General features: G+C 72.1%; 18 protein-coding genes and 1 tRNA gene. 12 read left to right on the top strand and 7 right to left on the bottom strand.

What is annotated here, in order from left to right:
- Window position 1 precedes the first annotated feature (1 nt).
- Window positions 2-685 carry a DUF5825 family protein gene (locus AB0M79_RS06865; protein WP_364208674.1) on the top strand — a complete coding sequence of 228 codons (684 nt, stop codon included), beginning with the start codon at window positions 2-4 and terminating at the stop codon, window positions 683-685.
- Between the two features lie 22 nt (window positions 686-707).
- Here the strand turns inward: AB0M79_RS06865 and AB0M79_RS06860 are convergent, their stop codons facing one another.
- The 6 genes from AB0M79_RS06860 to AB0M79_RS06835 all read right to left on the bottom strand — a co-directional run bounded on the left by AB0M79_RS06860 (window position 708) and on the right by AB0M79_RS06835 (window position 5,648).
- Window positions 708-1,337, bottom strand: a complete 630-nt coding sequence (locus tag AB0M79_RS06860) for a GNAT family N-acetyltransferase (RefSeq protein WP_364208671.1) — start codon at window positions 1,335-1,337, stop codon at window positions 708-710.
- 37 nt (window positions 1,338-1,374) lie between these two features.
- On the bottom strand, window positions 1,375-2,883 hold the full coding sequence (locus tag AB0M79_RS06855) for an MFS transporter (protein WP_364208668.1): 1,509 nt from the start codon (window positions 2,881-2,883) through the stop codon (window positions 1,375-1,377).
- Between the two features lie 259 nt (window positions 2,884-3,142).
- A tRNA-Arg gene (locus tag AB0M79_RS06850) sits at window positions 3,143-3,217 on the bottom strand.
- Between the two features lie 20 nt (window positions 3,218-3,237).
- On the bottom strand, window positions 3,238-3,978 hold the full coding sequence (locus AB0M79_RS06845; RefSeq protein ID WP_364208665.1) for a winged helix-turn-helix domain-containing protein: 741 nt from the start codon (window positions 3,976-3,978) through the stop codon (window positions 3,238-3,240).
- A 76-nt stretch (window positions 3,979-4,054) separates the two neighbouring features.
- Window positions 4,055-4,735: a DUF305 domain-containing protein gene (locus AB0M79_RS06840; protein ID WP_364208663.1), complete on the bottom strand. Its 681-nt coding sequence runs from the start codon at window positions 4,733-4,735 to the stop codon at window positions 4,055-4,057.
- A gap of 43 nt (window positions 4,736-4,778) precedes the next feature.
- Window positions 4,779-5,648, bottom strand: coding sequence for a DUF3105 domain-containing protein (locus AB0M79_RS06835; protein WP_364208660.1), 870 nt, complete (start codon window positions 5,646-5,648; stop codon window positions 4,779-4,781).
- Window positions 5,649-5,853: 205 nt separating this feature from the next.
- Between AB0M79_RS06835 and argS the strand changes: the two genes are divergently transcribed.
- The 4 genes from argS (at window position 5,854) to thrC (ending at window position 11,499) form a co-directional block, all read left to right on the top strand.
- A complete protein-coding gene (argS, locus tag AB0M79_RS06830) occupies window positions 5,854-7,524 on the top strand; it encodes an arginine--tRNA ligase (RefSeq protein WP_364208657.1) in 1,671 nt (556 codons plus the stop codon).
- A 77-nt stretch (window positions 7,525-7,601) separates the two neighbouring features.
- Window positions 7,602-8,987, top strand: coding sequence for a diaminopimelate decarboxylase (gene lysA, locus AB0M79_RS06825; protein WP_364208654.1), 1,386 nt, complete (start codon window positions 7,602-7,604; stop codon window positions 8,985-8,987).
- Window positions 8,988-9,001: 14 nt separating this feature from the next.
- The gene (locus AB0M79_RS06820; protein ID WP_364208651.1) at window positions 9,002-10,294 is read left to right on the top strand and encodes a homoserine dehydrogenase; all 1,293 of its coding nucleotides are present in this window, start codon (window positions 9,002-9,004) and stop codon (window positions 10,292-10,294) included.
- A gap of 155 nt (window positions 10,295-10,449) precedes the next feature.
- Window positions 10,450-11,499 (top strand): threonine synthase, encoded by a 1,050-nt coding sequence (gene thrC, locus AB0M79_RS06815; RefSeq protein ID WP_357532947.1) that lies wholly within the window; start codon window positions 10,450-10,452, stop codon window positions 11,497-11,499.
- A gap of 14 nt (window positions 11,500-11,513) precedes the next feature.
- Here thrC and AB0M79_RS06810 read toward each other — a convergent pair whose 3' ends face one another.
- Complete coding sequence (locus tag AB0M79_RS06810) at window positions 11,514-11,978, bottom strand: MarR family transcriptional regulator (RefSeq protein ID WP_364208647.1); 465 nt, start codon at window positions 11,976-11,978, stop codon at window positions 11,514-11,516.
- 122 nt (window positions 11,979-12,100) lie between these two features.
- Between AB0M79_RS06810 and AB0M79_RS06805 the strand changes: the two genes are divergently transcribed.
- The 7 genes from AB0M79_RS06805 to AB0M79_RS06775 all read left to right on the top strand — a co-directional run bounded on the left by AB0M79_RS06805 (window position 12,101) and on the right by AB0M79_RS06775 (window position 22,811).
- Entirely contained in the window at window positions 12,101-15,361 is a 3,261-nt protein-coding gene (locus AB0M79_RS06805; protein WP_364208644.1) for an efflux RND transporter permease subunit, read from the top strand.
- A gap of 154 nt (window positions 15,362-15,515) precedes the next feature.
- Window positions 15,516-16,757 (top strand): MFS transporter, encoded by a 1,242-nt coding sequence (locus tag AB0M79_RS06800; protein ID WP_364208641.1) that lies wholly within the window; start codon window positions 15,516-15,518, stop codon window positions 16,755-16,757.
- A gap of 87 nt (window positions 16,758-16,844) precedes the next feature.
- The gene (locus AB0M79_RS06795; RefSeq protein ID WP_357532940.1) at window positions 16,845-17,711 is read left to right on the top strand and encodes an SPFH domain-containing protein; all 867 of its coding nucleotides are present in this window, start codon (window positions 16,845-16,847) and stop codon (window positions 17,709-17,711) included.
- A 15-nt stretch (window positions 17,712-17,726) separates the two neighbouring features.
- Window positions 17,727-17,945, top strand: coding sequence for a hypothetical protein (locus tag AB0M79_RS06790; protein WP_364208638.1), 219 nt, complete (start codon window positions 17,727-17,729; stop codon window positions 17,943-17,945).
- An 81-nt stretch (window positions 17,946-18,026) separates the two neighbouring features.
- The gene (thrB, locus tag AB0M79_RS06785; protein ID WP_364208637.1) at window positions 18,027-18,974 is read left to right on the top strand and encodes a homoserine kinase; all 948 of its coding nucleotides are present in this window, start codon (window positions 18,027-18,029) and stop codon (window positions 18,972-18,974) included.
- 295 nt (window positions 18,975-19,269) lie between these two features.
- A complete protein-coding gene (rho, locus tag AB0M79_RS06780) occupies window positions 19,270-21,231 on the top strand; it encodes a transcription termination factor Rho (protein WP_364208634.1) in 1,962 nt (653 codons plus the stop codon).
- 197 nt (window positions 21,232-21,428) lie between these two features.
- A complete protein-coding gene (locus AB0M79_RS06775) occupies window positions 21,429-22,811 on the top strand; it encodes a nitric oxide synthase oxygenase (RefSeq protein WP_364208631.1) in 1,383 nt (460 codons plus the stop codon).
- Window positions 22,812-22,847: the final 36 nt, after the last annotated feature.

The raw sequence follows: 22,847 nt of genomic DNA, 5'->3' as shown, positions 1-22,847 counted from the left end.
CGTGCCCAGCACCGACACCGAACCGCGGCCCATCCCGGTGGGGCTCGCCCGCGACCACGACCCCGAGGTCATCACCGTCCCCGGCATCGACATCGGCCCCGCCGAGCTGCGCGGCCCGGCCGCCGACGCCGTCGTGCGATGGGTCCGCGACGGCGTACGCAAGGTGGTTCTGCCGGACCCCGTCGACCTGACCGTGGCCGGCGGCGAGGATGCCGTCGACACCGTACGGCGCCTGGTCCTGGTCCGTGAACTGACCAGCCACGGCATCGCGGTCGACTGGCGGCTGCGGCTGCCGGGCGAGGAGGAGCAGGAGTGGCTGCCGTACGGCCACCTGCGGCCACCGCTGGAACTGCTGCCCCCGCCCGGGACGGAGGGCGGGGACCCGGCGGGCCAGCTCGCCGAGTGGCGGGAAATGTTCTACTTCGACAGGTGTACGTACCGGCGCGGCCCCGGCTTCGTCCAGGTCAGGGACCGCCGGTCCGGCCGGCTCAACCTGATCACCATCGACGACCCGGCCTACCTGGCGGTGCTCGACCAACTGATGGACGGTGCCGAGCTGACCGACGTCGACCTCGACATCGCCCGCGACTTCGGCGAGGAGTGGCTGGTCACCAAGGTCGGCGACCTCCTGGTGTGGCTGCCGTACCGGCTGCGCCGCTGGCCGCTGCCGTCCATGGTGGTCTGACCCGGGTGGGCCACCGCCCGGGTCAGGGCTGGAAGTCGACCCGCATCACGACCCGCCGCCGGGTGGGCCGGCTGACCTCGGTGTAGCCGGCGGTGGCGAAGATGCTGCGGCTGCCGACGTACAGCTCGCCCCAGACCAGGTCCTGTCCCGCCTCCGTGATCATCGGATAGCCCTCGACGGCCCGGGCGCCGCGCTCGCGGGCGAAGTCGACGGCGGCCCGGGCGAGCGCCCGGCTCACCCCTCGGCGACGGAACCCCACCCGGGTGACGAAGCAGGTCACGGCCCAGACGCCGGGGTCGCCCGGGTCCTCGGTGCGCCCGCTCCACGGGACCCGGGCCCGCAGCAGGCGTACGTACTCGGTGCGCGGCTCGACCGCGCACCAGCCGGCCGGTTCGCCGTCCAGGTAGGCGACGAGGCCGGTCGTCGTCTTCGCGTCGGGATCACCGCAGTTGGTCTGCTCGCGCAGCCGGCGGGCCCGTTCCTCGACCGGAGCCGACCGCCACGACGAGTCGGCGTGCCGGAAGTGCTGGCACTGGCAGTTGGCGGCCTCGCCGCGGGTCCCGAAGACGGCCCGCAGGTCGTCGCCACTCGCCTCGTTGGCCGGTACGACGGAGATCTTGCCGCCCGCGTCCGTCCTGGTCGCGTCTGCCATCTCGAACAACCTCCACCGGCGCAGCGTGCCCGACCCGTCACGCTACCGGTGATGCGCCCTTCGCCCCTCCCGACGTGCCGGTCGTACCACACGCGTCGCTGTCCGGGGTGCTTCCCGGGCCTTCCCGTCCAGCCGCCGGTGCCGGCCGGCGTGGGCGACCACGGGGCATGACGAGTGCCACGATGAGGGCCGCCAGCAGGAGGATCGCCGTGGCGGTCAGCAGGGCGGCGTCGAACCCCGCCACGATCGCGTCCGGGCCCGGTGCCGTCCGCAGCGCCGCCGCGGCGGCGGTGGCCGCGACGGTGTTGAGCAGCGCGGTGCCGATCGAGCCGCCGAGCTGGGTCACCGCGTTCACGGCGGCCGACGCCGCGCCCGTGTCGGCGCCGTCCACGCCGCTGGTCGCGGCGGCGACCGCGGGATTGATCGCGCAACCGAGCCCCAGCCCGATCAGGATCTCGGCGGGCAGGAACCGGGTCAGGTAGAGCCCCTGTGCGTCGGGCGTGAGCCCGACCAGCAGCGCCATCCCGGCGGCCATCACGACGAGCGCGGGGACGATCAGGCGCCGGGCCGCCAGGCGCGGCGCGAGCAGGCCGGCGATCAGCGTCGATCCGACGGCGATCGCCAGCGCGAGCGGAAGGAACGCCAACCCGGCACGGATCGGTGGATAGCCGAGCAGTTGCTGGAACCAGTAGGTGAGCACGAGGAAGAACCCGAACAGTGCGAGTTGCGGCAGCCCGATTGCGAGCAGCGCGCCGCCCCGGGTCCGGTCCAGGAGCACGCCGAGCGGCAGGAGGGGGTGGGCGGCCGTCCGCTGCGCGATGACGAACACGACCAGCAGCAGCACCCCGGTCACCAACGGGACGACGACGAGCGGGTCGGCCCAGCCCCGGTTCGCGACCTCGGCGAGTGCGAACACCAGGGCGGCCATGCCGGCCGCGCTGCTGCCGGCGCCCACGAGATCGGGTCGCATCCGGCGGGTGGGCCGGTCAGCGGTCACCGTAAGGGCCCCGACCAGTGCGATGCCCGCGATCGGAATGTTGATCAGAAGGCACCAGCGCCAGTCGAGATACTGCGTGAGCGCACCACCCAGAAGCAGTCCGATGACCGCGCCCGCCCCGGTGAGCGCCCCGTAGACACCGAACGCGATGCCCCGCGCCCGGTGATCGGTGAACGCCGCCGAGATGATCGCCAACGCGGCGGGAGCGAGCAGGGCGGCGAACACGCCCTGCGCGGCCCGCCCGGCGAACAACAGCCCCGCGGTGGGGGTCAGGCCGGCGAGCGCGGACGCCAGCGCGAACCCGACCAGCCCGACCACGAAGGTTCGCCGGGCTCCGAGGGTGTCGCTGAGACGCCCGCCCGGCAGCAGCAACCCCCCGAACGCCAGGGCGTAGGCGGCGACCACCCAGCCCCGGGAGGCGTCGCTCATCGCCAAGTCCTGCTGGACCGAGGGCAGCGCGATGGTGACGACCGTCGAATCCAGCACCACCATCAACTGCGCCGATCCCGCTGTCGCGAGCACCCACCAGTGCCGGGCGGAGGTCGTCATCGAAGTCTCCTGAACATCGATCATCTAACTTACCAACGTTAACTTACGGACCCACGATACGAGCGAGCCGTGGCGGAACGCGACGGAATTCCGACGGTGAACGCGTTGCGGCGGAGAGAGTGCGAGCGGGAACCGTGTTCCGGGCTCAGGATTCGGTTGCGCGACGAGGCGGACCCGATGGGCGCCGGCAAAGGCGGCTGGATGCGATGAAGGCCGCCGACGGGTTGCCCCGATCAGCGGCCTAGGTGAAGATCATCCGTGGTGCCCCCGGCAGGATTCGAACCTGCGCCCCCGCCTCCGGAGGGCGGTGCTCTATCCCCTGAGCTACGGGGGCTCAGCGACCACGGAAGAGTATCAGGAGCCCTGCTGTCCCGCCCAACCGGTATCGCCCGTGTTGGCGCCCGGCCGGGTCGCGGTGCCGCGTCCGCAGCTCGGCAGCGGGTGCAGCACGATCCGGGCCGGCGTACGGCGGGGACTGTCGACCGAGGCCCACGATCCGTCGACGACGACGTGGACCGTACGGTGGTCGGCGCCGCTGAGCCGGAGCAGGAAGTCGCGGGGTACCGACCGGTCTGCCCACGGTGTGGTGATCATGAAACGGATCCGGCCCCGGGCGGAGACGGCCGACAGTACGTCGGCGGTCGGTGCCACGCCGTGCAGCCGGGTACGGCCGACCCAGTACAGCTCGGCGTGGTGGTCCAGCGCGCTGCGGACGATGGCGGGGTATTCGGTGTCGACCCAGTGGGCGACCGCGCCGGCGCACAGGCCACAGGCGCGTTCCACGGGCTCGCGCGGGCCGAGGCCCCAGCCGCGCAGGTAGCGGCCGATGATCCGCGGGGTCATCGGGATGTCGTAGAGGTGCTCGACGAGTTCGGCGACGCTCTGCCGGGTCCACAGTTCCTCGTCGAAGCCGACCTGGTCGGGCAGCCGGCCGCGGAGCACGTCGATGAGGTCGAGTTCCTGCTCACGGGTGAGCGGGTCCGCCTGCTCCGGCCCGTCCGTGCGGCGGGTGACGACCGCGCCGTCACCGCCGATCGTGTGCCGCCGGCACCAGCTGGCGACCGACCGCCTGGTGTCTCTCAATACAGCCCGCACGTCCGGACAACGAGCCCGGGACGGGCGGGGTGGCCGTTGGCGCAGGGAAACTACGCAAACAGCATGGTCGGACATTTCAGGAGGTAAGTCGCTTCTCGAGGATGTCGAAGTTGGCGAGCTCGGTCTGCTGGGTGTTCTTCATCGTGGTCGCGACCTTGATGACCTCGGAGTCGTCGGTCATCTCGATGATCGCGTCGGCCATGTGGATGCCGCCCAGGTGGTGGTCGCGCATCAGTTGGATGAAGAGCAGGTCGACCTGTGGCCCGGTGGCGGCACGGAGCGCGGCCATCTGCTCGGGGGTGGCCATCCCGGGCATCAGGTTGCCCCGGTCACGCATCGCCTCGACCCCGTCCGGCATCCACGCCATCGGCGCCTGGCTGCCGGACGGGTCGACGCCCCAGAGCCGCAGCCAGGTCTGCATCGTGCCGATCTCGCCCTGCTGGGCGGCGGCGATGTCGATGCCGATCTGCTGGGTGTCCGGGTCGGTGGCGTTACGGAAGGCGATGAGGCCCATCTCGACCGCCTGCGCGTGGTGCGCGGACATGTCCCGGGCGAACCCGACCTCGGGCGAACTCTCGCCGGGACGGGTCAGGGTCGGCGTGAGCCAACCGCCCGCGTAGCCGGCGAGCAGGCCGACGACGAGGGCGATCGCCACCACCGCCAGGCCGTAGCGCGGGGCGGGCCGGCGCTCGGTCGAGTCGCCGGGAGCCGAGGTGCCGGTGTTCGTCGGCACCTCGGCTTCCACGGATGTGGCCATCTGCGTTCCTTACCGGTTGGGGTGCGGGCTGCCGGACGGCTGGTTACTGGCCGCCACCGATGTTGCGCGGGGTGGTGCCGGTGGCGGTGATGCCCTGGGCGCAGAGCGCGTTCGGACCCTCGATCGACGCGTTGATCCGCAGCGCGCGGATGAAGTCGTCGATCCGGCTGTCGTCGGCGTCGTCGACCTTGAGCTGGTAGCCCCAGGCCTGGAGCGAGATCGCGGAGTCGAGGCCCTCGTAGGGGCTCATCAGCGTCTTGTCGGTGCCCTGCACCCGCTCGGCCAGCCGGGCGACCTGGTCCTGCGGCAGGTCGGGGCGGTAGGTGATCCAGATCGCGCCGTGCTCGAGGCTGTGCACCGCGTGCTCGTTGGCGATCGGCGCGTCGTAGACGTCACCGGAGCAGTTCTGCCAGGCGGCGTTGTGCGGGCCGGCGACCGGCGGGGTGATCGTGTATTGCACCGGGTCGGGGGTGTGCTGGCTGCCCGCGACGAGTTCGGGGTCGGTCTCCCGGAAGTTGGTGATGCCGGAGATGTCGGCGGCCCGGTCCTCCCACGGCTTCGAGCCCTGGAAGGCGGCGAAGGCGCCGTAGCCGATGATGCCGGCGGCCAGCACGCCGACCGCGACGAACATGGCGATCGGGCCCCAGGCCCGGCCCTGGCTCACCTTGACCGGCGCGATGGGCTTGCGGCCCTTGCCGCCGCCCTTGCCGCCGCCGGCCGGGCGCCCGCCGGGGCGGCCGGAGCCTGTCTTCGGTCCGCTCTTCGTGGCGGTGCCGGCCTTGCCGCCGGTCGTGGCGTTCTTGTCGTCCGTGTCCGGCTTGCCGTCGGCGGTGGCCTTGCTGGCCGGGGCCTTCTTACCGGTGCTGACCACGGAGGGACGGCGTTGGTTGCCACCCGGGGTGCTGATGCTCATGGGGCCTCGCCATATCGGGATCGGTCACGGGGGGACGTGTCGTACGCGGATCTTGGTGCTGTGGTGCTCGTCACTGCGCGTGTTGCGATCCGTGCTGAGATCCGTACCGCGTCCGCGGCACGGTCTGTTGCACGGGGCCGGCGGCTCCCGAGAACGCGCAGGGTCGCCGCCGAGTGACCGAGTCTACCCCCGGTAACATGCATCGGTGACTCCCGCCAAACTCGCCGAGGTCGTGCTCGCCGCTGCCCACGCCGTCTTCGACCAGCGCGGGCTCGACCCGTCCGTGCTGCCGGACGTAACGACGGTGGAGCGACCGCGTAATCCCGAGCACGGCGACTACGCGTCGACGCTGGCGATGCAACTCGCCAAGCGGGTCGGTGTGCCGCCACGCGATCTGGCCGCCAGCCTCGCCGAGCAGTTGAACCGGACGCCCGGTATCAAGTCGGTCGAGATCGCCGGCCCCGGCTTCCTCAACCTGCGTCTCGAAGCGGCCGCCGCCGGCCAGTTGGCCCGCGAGGTGGTCGAGGCCGGCCCGACGTACGGGCACAGCGACCGGCTCGCCGGCCAGAAGATCAATCTTGAGTTCGTCTCCGCCAACCCGACCGGCCCGGTGCACATCGGCGGCGTGCGGTGGGCGGCGGTCGGCGACGCGCTCGGCCGGCTGCTGCGCGCCACCGGCGCCGAGGTCGGCACCGAGTACTACTTCAACGACGCCGGCGCCCAGATCGACCGGTTCGCCCGCTCGCTGCTCGCCGCGGCCCGGGGCGAGCCGACGCCCGAGGACGGCTACGGCGGGGCGTACATCGCCGAGATCGCCACCGAGGTCCGGGCCCGCCGCCCCGACGTGCTCGACCTCGACGACGACGCCGCCCAGGAAATCTTCCGGGCCGAGGGTGTCGCGCTGATGTTCGACGAGATCAAGTCGTCGCTGACCCAGTTCGGGGTGCACTTCGACACGTACTTCAACGAGAAGGACCTGCACGACCGGGGTGAGCTGGACCTCGCCCTGGCCCGGCTGCGCGACCAGGGCCGGGTCTTCGAGGCCGACGGGGCGACCTGGCTGCGCACCACCGACTTCGGCGACGACAAGGACCGGGTGCTGCGCAAGTCCGACGGCGACTGGACCTACTTCGCCGCCGACTGCGCCTACTACCTCGACAAGCGCGAACGCGGCTTCGACCGGGTCGTGATGATGCTGGGCGCCGACCACCACGGCTACGTCGGCCGGCTGCGGGCGATGTCGGCCTGCTTCGGCGACGACCCCGACCGGGCGCTGGAGGTCCTGATCGGGCAGCTGGTCAACCTGGTCCGCGACGGCCAGCCGATGCGGATGAGCAAGCGGGCCGGCACGGTCGTCACGCTCGAGGACCTGGTCGACGCGATCGGCGTCGACGCCTCCCGGTACGCCCTGGCCCGCTACTCCAGCGACTCGCCGATCGACATCGACGTGGAGCTGTGGACCCGGGCGAGCCGGGACAACCCGGTCTACTACGTGCAGTACGTCGCGGCGCGGACGGCGAGCGTGTCCCGCAACGCCGCCGACGCGGGGCTGAGCCGGGGCGACGCCGCGGACTTCCACCCCGAACTGCTGGACCACGACAAGGAGCACGAACTGCTCAAGGCGCTGGGCGAATACCCGGCGGTGGTGGCGGCCTCGGCCGAGTTGCGTGAACCGCACCGGGTGGCCCGCTACCTGGAGGAGCTGGCCGGCACCTACCACCGGTTCTACGACGAGCCGAAGTGCCGGATCCTGCCGCGCGGCGACGAGGAGATCACCGACCGGCACCGCGCCCGGCTGTGGCTCAACGACGCCACCCGGACCGTGATCGCCGCCGGCCTGGGCCTGTTGGGCGTATCCGCGCCGGAACGGATGTAGTGCGAGCGCGGCGGCGCGTCACGGCCCGGCGTCGTGCCGTGACCCGCCGGCCGCGAGCCGTAGGAGAGTAGGAACACATGCGCGCACACGAAGCGGGGGCGCTGCACGGCGACCTCGGCAGCCGGGGGCCGGCCTGGCTGCGTACCCCGGACGACGTCAACCACCTGGTGCCGCAACTCTGGCCGCGCAACGTGGCGCGCGACGCGACCGGCACGCTCGCCGTCGGCGGGCTCACCGCCGGGGCGCTCGCCGAGGAGTTCGGCACCCCGGCGTACGTGCTGGACGAGGGCGACCTGCGGTCGCGCTGCCGGGACTTCCGGGCGGCCTTCCCCGACCAGGACGTCTACTACGCCGGCAAGGCGTTCCTGTGCCGGGCGGTGGTCCGGGTCATCGCCGAGGAGGGGCTGCACCTCGACGTCTGCACCGGCGGCGAACTGCGGACGGCGCTCGCGGCCGGGATGCCGGCCGAGCGGATCGGTTTCCACGGCAACAACAAGTCGGTCGCCGAGCTGACCCGGGCGGTCGACGCCGGGGTGGGCCGGATCATCGTCGACTCGTTCGACGAGATCGACCGGCTGACCGGGATCGCCCGCGAGCGGGGCGTACGCCCCAAGGTGCTGGTCCGGGTGACGGTCGGGGTCGAGGCGCACACGCACGAGTTCATCGCCACCGCCCACGAGGACCAGAAGTTCGGCTTCTCGCTGGCCGGCGGGGCGGCGGCGGAGGCGGCGTTCCGGATCATCGACGAGGACGTGCTGGACCTGCGCGGCCTGCACTCGCACATCGGTTCGCAGATCTTCGACGCCAGCGGCTTCGAGGTGTCGGCCCGCCGGGTGCTCGGCCTCCAGGCCCAGATCCGTGACGCGCGCGGGGTGGAGCTGCCCGAACTCGACCTCGGTGGCGGGTTCGGCATCGCGTACACGACCCAGGACGACCCGGCGACGCCGCAGGACCTCAGCAAGCGGCTCAACAAGATCGTCGACAGCGAGTGCGCCGCGCTCTCGCTGGCGGTGCCGCACCTGTCGGTCGAGCCGGGCCGGGCGATCATCGGGCCGGCGGTGTTCACCCTCTACGAGGTGGGCACGGTCAAGGACGTCGACGGCATCCGCACCTATGTCAGCGTCGACGGCGGGATGAGCGACAACATCCGCACGGCCCTTTACGATGCGTCATATTCGGCGACGATCGCGTCACGATCGTCAGACGCGACGCCGATCCTCGCCCGCGTGGTGGGAAAGCATTGTGAGTCCGGGGACATCGTGGTGAAGGATGAATTCCTGCCCGCCGACGTGCAGCCCGGAGATCTTCTCGCCGTGCCCGGCACGGGTGCCTACTGCCGGAGCATGGCCAGCAACTACAACCATGTCCCGAGGCCCCCGGTCGTCGCTGTCCGTGACGGTAAGGCACGTGTGATCGTTCGCCGGGAGACCGAGGACGATCTGCTGGCACTCGATGTGGGGTGATCATGGTTAAGCCGGTGCGCCTGGCGCTGCTGGGGTGCGGAACCGTCGGCGCCGAGGTGGTGCGCCTGCTGCACGAGCAGGCCGCCGACCTGACGGCACGGGTCGGGGCACCGATCGAGATCGCCGGCATCGCCGTACGCCGGATGGGCCGCGACCGGGGTCCGCTGCCGGTCGACCCGGCGCTGTTCACCACCGACGCGCTCGGCCTGGTCAAGCGCGACGACGTCGACGTGGTCGTCGAGGTCGTCGGCGGCATCGAACCGGCCCGCACCTGGCTGGTCGAGGCGCTGCGGTCCGGCAAGAGCGCGGTGACCGCGAACAAGGCGCTGCTGGCCGAGGACGGCGGCTCACTGCACGACGCCGCCGCCGAGGGCCAGGCCGACCTCTACTACGAGGCGGCGGTCGCCGGGGCGATCCCGCTGCTGCGCCCGCTGCGCGAGTCGCTGCACGGCGACCGGATCACCCGGGTCACCGGCATCGTCAACGGCACCACCAACTTCATCCTGTCCGCCATGGACGCCACCGGCGCCGGCTTCACCGAGGCGCTGGAGGAGGCGACCGAACTCGGGTACGCCGAAGCCGACCCGACCGCCGACGTCGAGGGTTTCGACGCGGCGGCGAAGGCGGCGATCCTGGCCTCGCTGGCCTTCCACAGCCGGGTCACCGCGGCCGACGTGCACCGCGAGGGGATCACCGGGGTCACCGCGGCGGACGTGGCCAGCGCCAAGGCGATGGGCTGCACGATCAAGCTGCTCTGCATCGCGTCCCGGGGACCGGACTCGACCGGCGCCGACTCGGTCAGCGTGCGCGTGCACCCGGCGATGATCCCGCGTACGCATCCGCTGGCCAGCGTCGGCGACGCCTTCAACGCGGTCTTCGTCGAGGCGGAGGCGGCCGGCCAGTTGATGTTCTACGGCCGGGGCGCCGGCGGCTCGCCGACCGCGAGCGCGGTGCTCGGCGACATCGTGGCGGTGGCCCGCAACCGGCTCGCCGGCGTACGGGCACCGAGCGAGTCGGTCTACGCCGACCTGCCGGTGCGGCCGATGGGGGAGGCGGTCACCCGCTACCACATCAGTCTCGACGTGGCCGACCGCGCGGGTGTGCTGGCCACGGTGGCCGGTGTCTTCGCCAAGCGGGACGTGTCGATCGCGACGGTCCGGCAGTCCGGCCGCGCCGACGACGCCAGCCTGGTCGTGGTCACCCACGGCGCGCCGGAGGCGGCGCTGGCCGCGACGGTCGAGGAGTTGCGCGGGCTCGACATCGTCCGGTCGATCGCGAGCGTGCTGCGGGTCGAGGGCGGCGCCTGACGGTGCCGGCCGGCGGCCGGCGGGCCGCGCCGGGCCGCCGTCCCGCCAGGTGGGTAACCGGCGGTGCGACTTTCCGGCACCGGGTGGACTGGGGGACCCTGGGCTGACCACGGCCCGGGTGGGACGGACGGGTCGAGTTGCGCGAGGAGAGCGACATGTGGCGGGGTTTGATCGAGACCTACCGGGACCGGCTGCCGGTCACCGACTCCACGCCGGTCGTCACGCTGCACGAGGGCAACACGCCGCTGCTGCCGGCCCCGGTGCTGTCCCGCCGGCTCGACTGTGACGTCTATCTCAAGATCGAGGGTGCCAACCCGACCGGTTCCTTCAAGGACCGCGGCATGACCATGGCCGTGTCCAAGGCGGTCGAGGCCGGCAACAAGGCGATCATCTGCGCCTCCACCGGCAACACCAGCGCCTCCGCGGCCGCGTACGCCGCCCGGGCCGGGATCACCTGCGCGGTGCTGGTGCCGCAGGGCAAGATCGCGCTCGGCAAGCTGGCCCAGGCGCTGGTGCACGGCGCCACCCTGCTCCAGGTCAGCGGCAACTTCGACGACTGCCTCTCGCTGGCGTCGAAGCTGTCCCAGGACTTCCCGGTGGCGCTGGTCAACTCGGTCAACCCGGACCGGCTGCACGGCCAGAAGACCGCCGCCTTCGAGATCGTCGAGGCGCTCGGCACCGCCCCCGACATCCACTGCCTGCCGGTCGGCAACGCCGGCAACATCACCGCGTACTGGATGGGTTACCAGGAGGACGCCGACGCCGGCAACACCAAGGTCCGGCCGAGGATGTACGGCTTCCAGGCGGCCGGCGCCGCCCCGATCGTGACCGGCCAGGCGGTCCGTGAGCCGTCGACGATCGCGACCGCGATCCGGATCGGAAACCCGGCGAGCTGGACCAAGGCGCTCGACGCGCGCGACGCGTCCGAGGGACTGATCGAGGCGGTCACCGACCGCGAGATCCTCGCCGCCTACCGGCTGCTCGCCCGCGAGGTGGGCGTGTTCGTCGAGTTGGGCAGCGCCGCCAGCGTGGCCGGGCTGCTCCAGCAGGCGGCGGCCGGGCGGGTGCCGGCGGGGTCGACGGTGGTGTGCACGGTGACCGGGCACGGCCTCAAGGACCCGGAGTGGGCGATCTCCACCGCGCCGGCCCCGATCACCATCGCGAACGACGTGCTGGCCGCCGCCGCGGCGCTCGACCTGGCCTGACTCCGGCCCCGGCGTCAGGCCGGCAGCACGCCGTGCTCGCCGGCGTCGGCGATGGCCGCCCGGGCCAGCAGGGTCGCGGCCCGGTCGATGGTGTCCAGTTCGTCGACGGTGAGCTGTTCGAGCATCCGTTGCAGCCGTTCGATCCCGGCGGTGATGATGCCGTCGATCAGCCTGGTGCCGGCCGCGGTCAGCTCGATCCGCCGGACCCGCCGGTCGTTCGGGTCCTCGCGGCGGGCGACCAGGTCGTGGCCGACCAGCCGGTCGACGATCCCGGTCACGGTCGCCAGGCTGACCCCCATGATCCGGCCCAGGTCCTGGCCGGAGGCACTGCCCTCGAGCGAGAGCACGAGCAGCACCTTCAACTGCGGCACGGTGAGGTTGGAGTCGAAGAGCGGGTGCGACCGGTCGTAGGCGAGCTGGTGCTGTAGCTGCCGCTGGGAATCGATGATCCGGGCGATGATCCGCGCCTTGTCGATCATCGCACCTCCGCTGGCCGTTCCCTGATCGGACGCTATCAGCGACCCTGCCGGGAAGCGAATCGTACGCCTCGGGCAAACTGTTTGGGTCGAGCTAACCTAAGCCGTCAGGAGTCAGCCCGCTCATGTCGTTGCTCGCCAGACTCAGTCTTGCCAACCGGGGGCTCGTCGCACTCGTCGCGGTGGTGATCACCGCCTTCGGTGCGTTCAGCATCCCCAACCTCAAGCAGCAGCTCCTGCCGTCGATGGAGTTCCCGGCGGCCTTCATCATCGCCGCCTACCCGGGTGCCTCGCCCGAGATCGTCGAGGCGCAGGTCGCCGAGCCGATCGAGAACAGCGTCCAGGGCATCGCCGGACTGAGCAAGGTCACCTCGACCTCCAGCGAGGGCATGGCGACCGTCCAGGTCGAGTACGAGTTCGGCACCGACCTCGCCGACGCGGTCAACAAGATGCAGACCGCGATCAACCGGGCCCCGCTGCCCGCCGACGTCGAGCCGACCGTCATCGCCGGCAGCACCGCCGACCTGCCCGCCGTGGTGCTCGCCGCGACCGGCACCGGGGACCAGCAGGAACTCGCCCGGAAGCTCGCCGACAACGTCGTACCCGAGATCGAGGCCATCGACGGTGTTCGCGCCGTCGAGGTCAGCGGCGCCCGCGACCAGGTCGTGCTGATCACCCCGGACCCGGCGAAGTTCGCCGCCGCCGGCGTCCAGCCCACCGCGATCGCCGGCGCACTGCAGGCCAACGGCATCGCCATGCCGGCCGGCGCGCTGACCGAGGGCGACCGGACGCTGTCCGTCCAGGTCGGCACCAGGATCGCCACCATCGAGGACCTGCGCGGCATCTGGCTCGGCCCGGCCGGCTCGGCCGTCCGGCTCGGCGACATCGCGACCGTGGAGTCGCAGGCCGCCCCGCCGACCTCGTTCACCCGTACCAACGGCGCGGACAGCCTCGGCATCATGGTCACGGCCACGCCGGACGGCAACGCCGTGCAGATCTCCCACGAGATCCGCGACCAGCTCGAATCGCTCGGCGCCGGCATCGGCGGCGAACTGACGATCATCTTCGACCAGGCGCCGTACGTCGAGAAGTCGATCGAGACGCTGACCACCGAGGGCCTGCTCGGCCTCGTGATGGCCGTACTCGTGATCCTGGTCTTCCTGATGTCGGTGCGCTCGACCGTGGTCACCGCGGTCTCCATCCCGCTGTCGGTGCTGGTCGCGCTGATCGCCCTGTGGATCGGCGACTACTCGCTCAACCTGCTCACCCTCGGCGCGCTGACGATCGCGGTCGGCCGGGTCGTCGACGACTCGATCGTGGTCCTGGAGAACATCAAGAGACACATGAGCTACGGCGAGGACAAGCGCCGGGCGATCCTCACCGGCGTACGCGAGGTCGCCGGCGCGGTGACCGCGTCGACCCTGACCACCGTCGCGGTCTTCGCGCCGATCGCCCTCGTCGGCGGCTTCGTCGGCCAGATCTTCGCCCCGTTCGCGATCACCGTCACGGTGGCCCTGCTCGCCTCGCTGCTGGTCTCGCTGACCATCATCCCGGTGCTCGCCTACTGGTTCCTGAAGCCGGACGCCGGCGGCGAGAAGGCGCGGCTGGCCGCCGAGGAGAAGGAGCTGCGCAGCCGCCTGCAGCGCAGCTACCTGCCGGTGATCCGTTTCGCCACCCACCGTCGCTGGACCACGCTCGCCCTCGGCCTGGTGGTCCTGCTGGGTACGTTCGCGCTGTCCACCCGGCTGGAGACGAACTTCCTCGACGACTCCGGCCAGGACACCCTGAGTATCTCGCAGGAGATGCCGGTCGGCACCAGCCTGGCCGCCACCGACGCCGCCGCCCGGCAGGTCGAGGCGGTCCTCGCCGACACCGACGGCGTCGAGTCCTACCAGGTCAGTGCCGGTGACAGCGGAGGGCTGTTCGGCGGGGGCGGCGGTGCGGCGACCGCGTCGTACTCGGTGGCCCTCGACGGCGAGACCGAGCCGGAGCAGGTCCGCGAGGCACTGCGCGAGCGGTTCGACGCGCTGACCGGCGTCGGCGAGCTGTCGTTCAGCGCCGCGGGCGGCCCGGGCGGTGCCTCGGCCAACCAGCTCGCGGTGATCGTGCAGGCCGCCGACGCCGACGCGCTGACCACCGCCGCCGAGCAGGTGCGCCAGGCGATGGCCGGGACGCCGAACGTGACCGACGTCTCCAGCAGCCTCGGCGAGCGGGCCCCGCGTATCGACATCACCGTCAACCGGGCGGTCGCCGCCCAGGCCGGGCTCTCCGAGGCGGCGATCGGCCAGATCGTCGGGCAGGCGTTCCGGGGCAGCCCGGTCGGCCAGGTCACCCTTGACGGCGGCCGGCAGAGCGTCGTCATCGGCGGCGGTACGGCCCCGGCCACCATCGAGCAACTGCGTTCCCTGCCGATCGGGCCGGTGACCCTCGGCGACCTCGCCCGGGTCGAGCAGGTCGAGGGGCCGCTGTCGGTCACCCGGATCGACGGCGAGCGCAGCGTCACCGTCACCGGCACCGGTACCGGCTCCAACCTCGGCGCGATCACCAGCGCGCTCAACGAGCGGCTGGACGCGCTCGACCTGCCGCCAGGCGCCAGCGTCACCGTCGGCGGGGTCAGCGCCGACCAGGCCGAGGCGTTCGCCGACCTCGGGCTGGCCGTGCTCGCCGCCATCGCCATCGTCTTCGTGATCATGGTGGCGACGTTCCGCAGCCTGATCCAGCCGCTGATCCTGCTCGTCTCGGTGCCGTTCGCCGCCACCGGCGCGATCGGGCTGCTGCTGGTCACCGGCACCCCGCTCGGCGTACCCGCCCTGATCGGCGTACTGATGCTGGTCGGCATCGTGGTCACCAACGCGATCGTGCTGATGGACCTGATCAACCAGTACCGGGACCAGGGCATGGGCGTGCAGGAGGCGGTGGTGGAGGGTGGCCGGCGCCGGCTGCGGCCGATCCTGATGACCGCAATCGCGACCATCTTCGCGCTGACCCCGATGGCGCTCGGCCTCACCGGCGAGGGCGGTTTCATCTCGCAACCGCTGGCCATCGTCGTCATCGGCGGCCTGCTCAGCTCGACCCTGCTCACCCTGGTGCTGGTGCCGACGCTCTACACGATGGTGGAGAACACCAGGGAGCGGTTCCGGGCCCGGCGGGCAGGTGCGCCGGCCGAACCGCCGGCCGACGACGAGCCGGTCGCGGAGGCTCCGGAACCGGCCCTGGTCGGTGCGGGTGCGGCCGCCGAGGGCCGGCACGCCGCGCCGGCCCAGCACCGGGTCACCGAGCCGGAGCCGGGGCCGGCCCCGTCGGGCGCGCTGGTCGACGGCACCGACCAGTTCGAGGTGCTGCGCCTGCCCCGCTCCAACCGGTCCCCGCTGCCGCCCAAGGAGTAGCCGGACCCGACGGTCCGCTGTCCGTGACCGAGGCGTCCGCACCCGGTGTCGACCGCGTGCGGGCGCCTCGCGTCGGCCGCGTGCGGGCGCCTCGCGTCGGTTCACACCCTCCGCTGGGGCGACGCCGGGCGGCCGGCGGGTAGGGTGCCGGTACGTGGCATCCCCTCTGTCGCTCCTTACCGGAAACCGCGACTTCCGCAACCTGTTCGGCGCGCAACTCGTGGTCTTCGGTGCCGACTGGTTCGTCATGGTGCCGCTGCTGGTGCTGCTTCCCGAGCTGACCGGCAGCGGTGTGTGGGGCGCGCTGGTGCTGGCCGTCGACACCGGCATCGTCGCGCTGCTGCTGCCGTACACCGGGACCGTCGCCGACCGGTTCGACCGCCGCAAGGTCATGATGATCGCGAACGCGGTCGCCCTGGTCGCGCTCCTGCTACTGCTCGGTGTACGCAGCGCGGGTACGGCCTGGCTGGCGGTGCTGGCGATCGTCGGTGTCGCGGCGGGCAAGGCGTTCTACTCCCCGGCCGCCCAGGCGGCACTGCCGAACGTGGTCGAGCCGGCCGAACTGGCCGGTGCCACCGCCGTCGCCGGCGCGGCCTGGGGAACGATGGCGATCGTCGGCGCCTCGCTCGGCGGGGTGCTGAGCAGCGCCGTCGGCCCGTACGCCTGCTTCTGGATCGCGGCCGGCGCCCTGGCCGTGGCGATCGTGCTGGCCGGCCTGATCCGCCGCCCGTTGCAGGCGCCGCGCGACGGTGCGCAGCACGTCCAGCACCCGGTGGCGGCGCTGCGCGAGGCGGTGCAGTACGTCGTACGACGACCGAGGCTGCGTGCCCTGGTGACGGTGAAGTCGGGGGTCGGTCTCGGCAACGGGGTGCTGACCGTGTTTCCGCTGCTGGCCGGGGTCTACGGGGTGGGGGCGCTGGGTGCCGGCCTGCTGTTCGCGGTGCGCGGTGTGGGTGCCCTGCTCGGTCCGATGCTGATGCGCCCGGTGCTGACCCGGCGGTCCTGGCTGCTGCCGGGCGTGGCGCTGTCGATGGTCGTGTACGGCCTGTCCTACGTGGGCGTGGCGGTGACGACCTGGTTCCCGCTGGTGCTGGTCCTCGTCTTCCTGGCCCATTTCGCCGGTGGCGGCAACTGGGTGATGTCCAACTACGCCCTGCAGCGGGTGGTGCCCGACCGGCTGCGCGGCCGGGTTTTCGCCGTCGACCTGATGGTGGCCACCCTGGCGATCTCGATCAGCCAGCTCGGCGTCGCCGCGGTGATCGACCACGTCGACGAGCGGGTGGTGCTCGCCGGCTGCGGCCTCGTCACGGTCCTCTACGCGATCGTCTGGCGGCTGGCGACCCGCAAGCTGTCGCTGGCCGACCCGGTCCCGGCCGGCTCCGAGCCGCCGGCCTAGCCGCACCGGCCCCGCCGGTATCCCACTTCCCTTCGGGCCGCCCTTTGGGCTAGCATGGTGATATCACTTCAATACCAAGGGGATGTCATGGAGAGACGCGCCTTCCGGTTTTCCGGGTTCCTTGCCATCGCCGGCCTGCTGGTGCTGACCGCGGCCGCGCTCCTGGTGGTCGTTCCGCTGCTCGGCGAGCCCGGAGTCCACCCACTGATCCCCGTCGTCGTGGTGGTCTGGGCCCTGATCGCCGTGCTGGCGGCGACCGGATTCATCGTCGTCAACCCCAACGACGCCCAGGTGGTGCAGTTCTTCGGCCGCTACGTCGGCACCATCCGTGAGCCCGGCCTGCACTGGACCTGGCCGCTGTCCGCCCGCAGCCGGGTCACCCTGCGGGTACGCAACTTCGAGACGGCCCGGCTCAAGGTCTCCGACGCCGACGGCAACCCGGTCGAGATCGCGGCCGTCGTCGTGTGGCGGGTGATCGACTCGGCCCGGGCCGTCTTCTCCGTCGACGACCACGTCGAGTACGTCTCCGTCCAGGCCGAGTCCGCCGTCCGGCACCTGGCCGCGAGCTACCCGTACGAGGCGCACGACAGCGGTCGGGCCAGCCTGCGGGACGGGGCCGTGGTCAACGAGGAGCTGACCAACGAACTGCGCGAACGGGTCGAGCTGGCCGGCGTCGAGGTGCTGGAGTCCCGCACCACCCACCTCGCGTACGCGCCGGAGATCGCGCACGCGATGCTGGCCCGGCAGCAGGCCAGCGCCATCGTCGGCGCCCGCTTCAAGATTGTCGAAGGCGCGGTGGGTATGGTCTCCAACGCCCTCGACCGCCTCCGCGAGGAGCACGTCGTCGAACTGGACGAGGAGCGCAAGGCCCAGATGGTGTCCAACCTGCTCGTCGTGCTCTGCGGCGACCGGGCGGCCCAGCCGGTGGTGAACGCCGGCTCCCTCTACAGCTAGGACGGCGCTGGGCTCATGGTCGAACGCAAGAAGCTGTTGCTCCGCCTCGACCAGCAGGTTTACGACGCGATCGCCAAGTGGGCGGCCGACGACCTGCGTAGCGTGAACGCGCAGATCGAATATGCCCTACGGATGGCGCTGCGGACCGCCGGCCGTTCCCCGAAACCCCCTCGGCCCGCGGATCCGGCTCCACCGCCACGAGGGTCCGAGCAGGCCGAGCCGGACGACGACTGAAACCGGGCGACCGGTCGGCACCGCGCCGGCCGGTCGCCCGCCGCTGATCGGGGTCCGGCCGGGCTCAAATAGCATGAGCCGATGGGCGTCGAATTCGTTTCCGGGCCGGTCCGCGTGCGGGTACCGGCCACCAGCGCCAACCTGGGGCCGGGCTTCGACTCGCTGGGCCTCGCCCTCGCGCTGTACGACGACGTCAGCGCCGAGGTGACCGCGGGCGGCTGCCGGGTGACGGTGACCGGGCAGGGGGCCGGCGAGCTTCCCACCGACGAGACCCACCTGGTCGTACGCGCCATGTTCGCCGCCTTCGACGCCCTCGGCGGGCGCCCGCCCGGGCTCGCCGTCGAGTGTCTGAACCGGATTCCGCAGGCCCGCGGGCTGGGATCCTCGTCGGCGGCGATCGTCGCCGGCGTACAGCTCGCCCGGGCGCTGGTCGTGGACGGCCCGGACCGGCTCGACGCCGCCGCCGCCCTCGACCTGGCCGCCGCGCTCGAAGGCCACCCGGACAACGTCGCGCCCTGCCTGCTCGGCGGGTTCACCATCGCCTGGTCCGGGGCCGCCCCCGGGGCGCGGGCGGTGACGCTGGCCCCCGCCGACCAGATCCGGCCGGTCGTCTTCGTACCCGAGGAGCGCGGGCTGACCGCGCAGGCCCGGGCGGCGCTGCCGGCGACCGTCCCGCACGGCGACGCCGCGTTCGCCGCCGGCCGGGCGGCGCTGCTGGTCCACGCGCTGACCCACGATCCCGCCCTGCTGCTGCCGGCCACCGAGGACCGGCTGCACCAGGACTACCGGGCGCCCGGCATGCCGGCCACCGCCGCCCTGGTCGCCGCGCTGCGTGCGGCGGGTGTGGCTGCCGTGGTCAGTGGGGCCGGACCGACCGTGCTGGCACTTTCCGAACCGCCGGAGGGTTTCGACCCGGGAATGGGCTGGGCCGTTCTACGGTTGCTGGTGGATGTAGCCGGTGCCCAGGTTGACAGGGGTACACTGGGACACGCCGAGCGGGACCCTGTTGCCGCAGGTCGGAAGAGTTGATTACGCTCTAGGCCAAGCACAGCCGCGAAGCACGCGATCTCCTGCGGAACGGCGCACCCCGAAAGCTTTCGGCGGTCAGCCGTCTTACCTCTGCCTAGGCATACGCCGCACCGCAGTTTCCACAGATCGCCGCAGACGGCGAGACGCGCACACCGAGCCATGGTGAGCCGGAATCCGCCGTGCTGTTGTGCCACAGACTCCCGCGACGCGTCACGCGAGGCGGGTGCACCGAGGCCGCCCGGCCACCAGTTTCTCCGATCCGGGCAGCCCCGGCCTTATCGAGGGAAGGAATCCATTGAGCGACACCACCGACGTGACGTCGGACGTTTCCAACGTCGCTGCTGACGCCACCACCGGTCCGGTCCGCCGCCGTCGGTCCGGCACCGGTCTGTCGGCGATGCTGTTGCCGGAGCTCCAGAGCCTGGCCGCGTCACTCGGCATCTCCGGCACCGCCCGGATGCGTAAGGGCGAGCTGATCTCGGCGATCACCGAGCGGCAGGGCGGCGGTGCGGCCGCCGCCGCGCCGGCGAACCCGCCCCGGCCCAGGGCCGAGGTCGCGGCCGCCACCGCACCGGCCCGTGAGGAGGTGCGCGCCGAGGTCCGCGAGGCCGACGGCGAGCGTCGTGGCGCCGACGCGGCGGTGGTCGAGACTTCGGCGCCGCCCGCCACCGAGGGGCGCCAGCGCGCCCCGCGCCGTACCCGGGCGACGACGGCCGCGACGGCCGCCGCGGCCCCGCCGGCCACCGCCGAGCCCCGCACCGAGGAGCCGGCGCCGGCCGAGCGGGTCGAGCGTGCCGAGCCGCGCGGCGGACGCGAGCGTTCCGAGCGCGGTGAGCGCACCGACCGTGGTGAGCGGTCCGAGCGCACCGAGCGTTCCGAGCGGTCGGAGCGCGGCGAGCGCACCGAGCGGTCGGACCGGGGCCCGCGCAACAGTGACCGGGACCGGGGCGCCGAGCGCGACAGCCGCAACAACGAGCGCGACAACCGCGACAACCGGGACAACGACGATGACGACGAGAGCGGTGGCCGGCGCAGTCGGCGCAGCCGCTTCCGGGACCGTCGCCGGGGTCGTGGTGAGCGTGGCGAGGGCGACACCGGCGGCCGCGAGCCGCAGGTCGCCGAGGACGACGTGCTCGTCCCGGTCGCCGGCATCATCGACGTGCTCGACAACTACGCCTTCGTCCGCACGACCGGCTACCTCTCCGGTCCGAACGACGTCTACGTCTCGATGTCCCAGGTCAAGAAGTACGGCCTGCGGCGTGGCGACGCGGTGACCGGCGCGGTGCGCGCGGCGCGTGAGGGCGAGCAGCGGCGCGACAAGTACAACCCGATGGTCCGCCTGGACACCATCAACGGGATGGACCCGGACGAGGCCAAGCGGCGCCCCGAGTTCTACAAGCTCACCCCGCTCTATCCACAGGAGCGGTTGCGGCTGGAGACCGAGCCGCACATCCTCACCACCCGGGTCATCGACCTGGTCATGCCGATCGGCAAGGGGCAGCGGGCGCTCATCGTCTCGCCGCCGAAGGCCGGTAAGACCATGGTGCTCCAGGCGATCGCCAACGCGATCACCCACAACAACCCGGAGTGCCACCTGATGGTGGTGCTGGTCGACGAGCGGCCCGAAGAGGTCACCGACATGCAGCGGTCGGTCAAGGGCGAGGTCATCGCGGCCACGTTCGACCGTCCGCCGCAGGACCACACCACGGTCGCGGAGCTGGCGATCGAGCGGGCCAAGCGCCTCGTCGAGCTGGGCCACGACGTGGTCGTGCTGCTCGACTCGGTGACCCGGCTCGGCCGGTCGTACAACCTGGCCGCGCCGGCCAGCGGCCGGATCATGTCCGGTGGTATCGACTCGACCGCGCTCTACCCGCCCAAGCGCTTCCTGGGCGCGGCCCGCAACATCGAGAACGGTGGGTCGCTGACCATCCTCGCCACCGCACTGGTGGAGACCGGCTCCATGATGGACACGGTCATCTTCGAGGAGTTCAAGGGCACGGGTAACGCCGAGCTGAAGCTCGACCGGAAGATCGCCGACAAGCGGGTCTTCCCGGCGATCGACATCCACCCGTCCGGCACGCGTAAGGAGGAGATCCTGCTCGCGCCGGAGGAGCTGGCGATCACGCACAAGCTGCGCAAGGTGCTGCACTCGCTGGACTCGCCGGCCGCGCTGGACCTGCTGCTGGACCGGCTCAAGCAGAGCCGTACCAACATCGAGTTCCTGATGCAGATCGCGAAGTCGGCGCCGGGCGAGTAACCCGCGCAAACGAGGAGGGGCCCGGCCGGGTATCGGCCGGGCCCCTCTCTGTGTCCGGTGTCGCACATCGTGTCCGCCGTTCGGATGACGGCACGTGAAACCGTCCTCACACTGCGCGGTGAGATCGCCCGGTAGTGCCTCGGCGAGACCGGCTCCGGTACGGCGATCCCGCGGAAATCCGTCGCGAGGAGACACAGATGGCGATACCGGGTTATCGAGACGAGCCGTCGCCGGACCGGGACCCGTCGGCACCGGTCGACGTCGCGGAGGCCGAGGACTTCCTGCGGATGTGCTACGCGGAGAACCCCCGCTTCGGCGATCTCGGACCCCGGCTCGACGAGGTACGCGCCCAGATCGACGCCACCGGCACCTACACGCACAGCACCGAGGAGCTGACGTACGGGGCGAAGGTGGCGTGGCGCAACGCGAGCCGGTGCATCGGCCGGCTCTACTGGCGCAGCCTGGTGGTGCTCGACGAGCGGAAGGCCCGCGGCGCGGACGAGATCTTCACCCGGATGGTCCGCCACCTCAACCTTGCCGGCGGCACCGGCCGCGCCGACCGGGCTGCGGGGGCGATCCGGCCGGTCATCACGGTGTTCGCGCCGGCCGAGCCCGGCCGCCCGCACCCCCGGGTGTGGAACGAGCAACTGATCCGGTACGCCGGCTACCGCACCCCGGCCGGCGAGGTGGTCGGTGATCCCCGGTACGTCGACTTCACCCGGGCCGTACAGGACCTGGGCTGGAAGGGCGCGGGCGGGGCGTTCGACGTACTGCCGCTGGTGATCCAGACGCCGCAGGACGGCGTACGCCTCTTCGACCTGCCGGCCGACGCGGTGCTGGAGGTGCCGCTCGAACACCCCGAGTACGACTGGTTCGCCGGCCTCGACCTGCGCTGGCACGCCGTACCGGCGATCGCGAACATGCGGCTCAGCATCGGCGGCGTGGACTATCCACTCGCGCCGTTCAACGGCTGGTACATGGGCACCGAGATCGGGGCCCGCAACCTCGCCGACCCCGACCGCTACGACCTCGTCCCGGTCGTGGCCCGGGCGATGGAACTGGACACGTCGCGGGCCAGCACGCTGTGGCGGGACCGGGCGCTGGTGGAGTTGAACCGGGCGGTGCTCTGGTCGTTCGAGCGGGCCGGCGTGCGGATCAGCGACCACCACACCGAATCGGACCGGTTCGTCACCCACCTGGGCAACGAGCGGCGGGCCGGCCGGGAGGTGCCGGCGGACTGGACCTGGATCGTGCCGCCGATCTCGGGCGGGGCGACCCGGGTCTTCCACCGCTACTACCACGAGGCCGACCAGCGGCCGAACTTCTATCTCGACAGTGCGGCCCGCGACCTGGGCCGGTACGGGCACCTCGGTCCGTCGCCCCGGCACGCCGCCCCCGAGGACACCCCGGAGGGCGCCCCGGTCGCGGGGGAGCGTGCCCCGGTTGCCGGGGAGTCCGCCGGCCACACCGCCGCCCCCGCCTCCCGTGCCGTGCCCGGCGCCCGGACCCCGCTGCCGGCCGGCGGGGCGCCCCGGCAGTCGGCACCGGTGATCCGGCCGGCCTGCCCGGTGGCCCACTGAGGAGGATCGACTCTTTGGAGTTTTTCTTCAAGTAAC

Origin of the sequence: Polymorphospora sp. NPDC051019 (assembly GCF_040683055.1) — a bacterium.
Taxonomy (GTDB): Bacteria; Actinomycetota; Actinomycetes; order Mycobacteriales; family Micromonosporaceae; genus Polymorphospora; species Polymorphospora lycopeni.
The sequence above is the reverse complement of the archived record's forward strand: the minus strand, read 5'-3'. Positions and strand labels throughout refer to the sequence as shown.

Bases quoted from the DNA above. Each gene is read 5' to 3' on its own strand.
- AB0M79_RS06775 (WP_364208631.1), top strand. From the start codon at position 21,429: ATGGCGATACCGGGTTATCGAGACGAGCCGTCGCCGGACCGGGACCCG.
- AB0M79_RS06790 (WP_364208638.1), top strand. From the start codon at position 17,727: ATGGTCGAACGCAAGAAGCTGTTGCTCCGCCTCGACCAGCAGGTTTAC.
- AB0M79_RS06860 (WP_364208671.1), bottom strand. From the start codon at position 1,337: ATGGCAGACGCGACCAGGACGGACGCGGGCGGCAAGATCTCCGTCGTA.
- AB0M79_RS06805 (WP_364208644.1), top strand. From the start codon at position 12,101: ATGTCGTTGCTCGCCAGACTCAGTCTTGCCAACCGGGGGCTCGTCGCA.
- thrB (WP_364208637.1), top strand. From the start codon at position 18,027: ATGGGCGTCGAATTCGTTTCCGGGCCGGTCCGCGTGCGGGTACCGGCC.
- AB0M79_RS06810 (WP_364208647.1), bottom strand. From the start codon at position 11,978: ATGATCGACAAGGCGCGGATCATCGCCCGGATCATCGATTCCCAGCGG.
- AB0M79_RS06840 (WP_364208663.1), bottom strand. From the start codon at position 4,735: ATGGCCACATCCGTGGAAGCCGAGGTGCCGACGAACACCGGCACCTCG.
- AB0M79_RS06795 (WP_357532940.1), top strand. From the start codon at position 16,845: ATGGAGAGACGCGCCTTCCGGTTTTCCGGGTTCCTTGCCATCGCCGGC.
- AB0M79_RS06855 (WP_364208668.1), bottom strand. From the start codon at position 2,883: ATGACGACCTCCGCCCGGCACTGGTGGGTGCTCGCGACAGCGGGATCG.
- thrC (WP_357532947.1), top strand. From the start codon at position 10,450: ATGTGGCGGGGTTTGATCGAGACCTACCGGGACCGGCTGCCGGTCACC.
- lysA (WP_364208654.1), top strand. From the start codon at position 7,602: ATGCGCGCACACGAAGCGGGGGCGCTGCACGGCGACCTCGGCAGCCGG.
- AB0M79_RS06835 (WP_364208660.1), bottom strand. From the start codon at position 5,648: ATGAGCATCAGCACCCCGGGTGGCAACCAACGCCGTCCCTCCGTGGTC.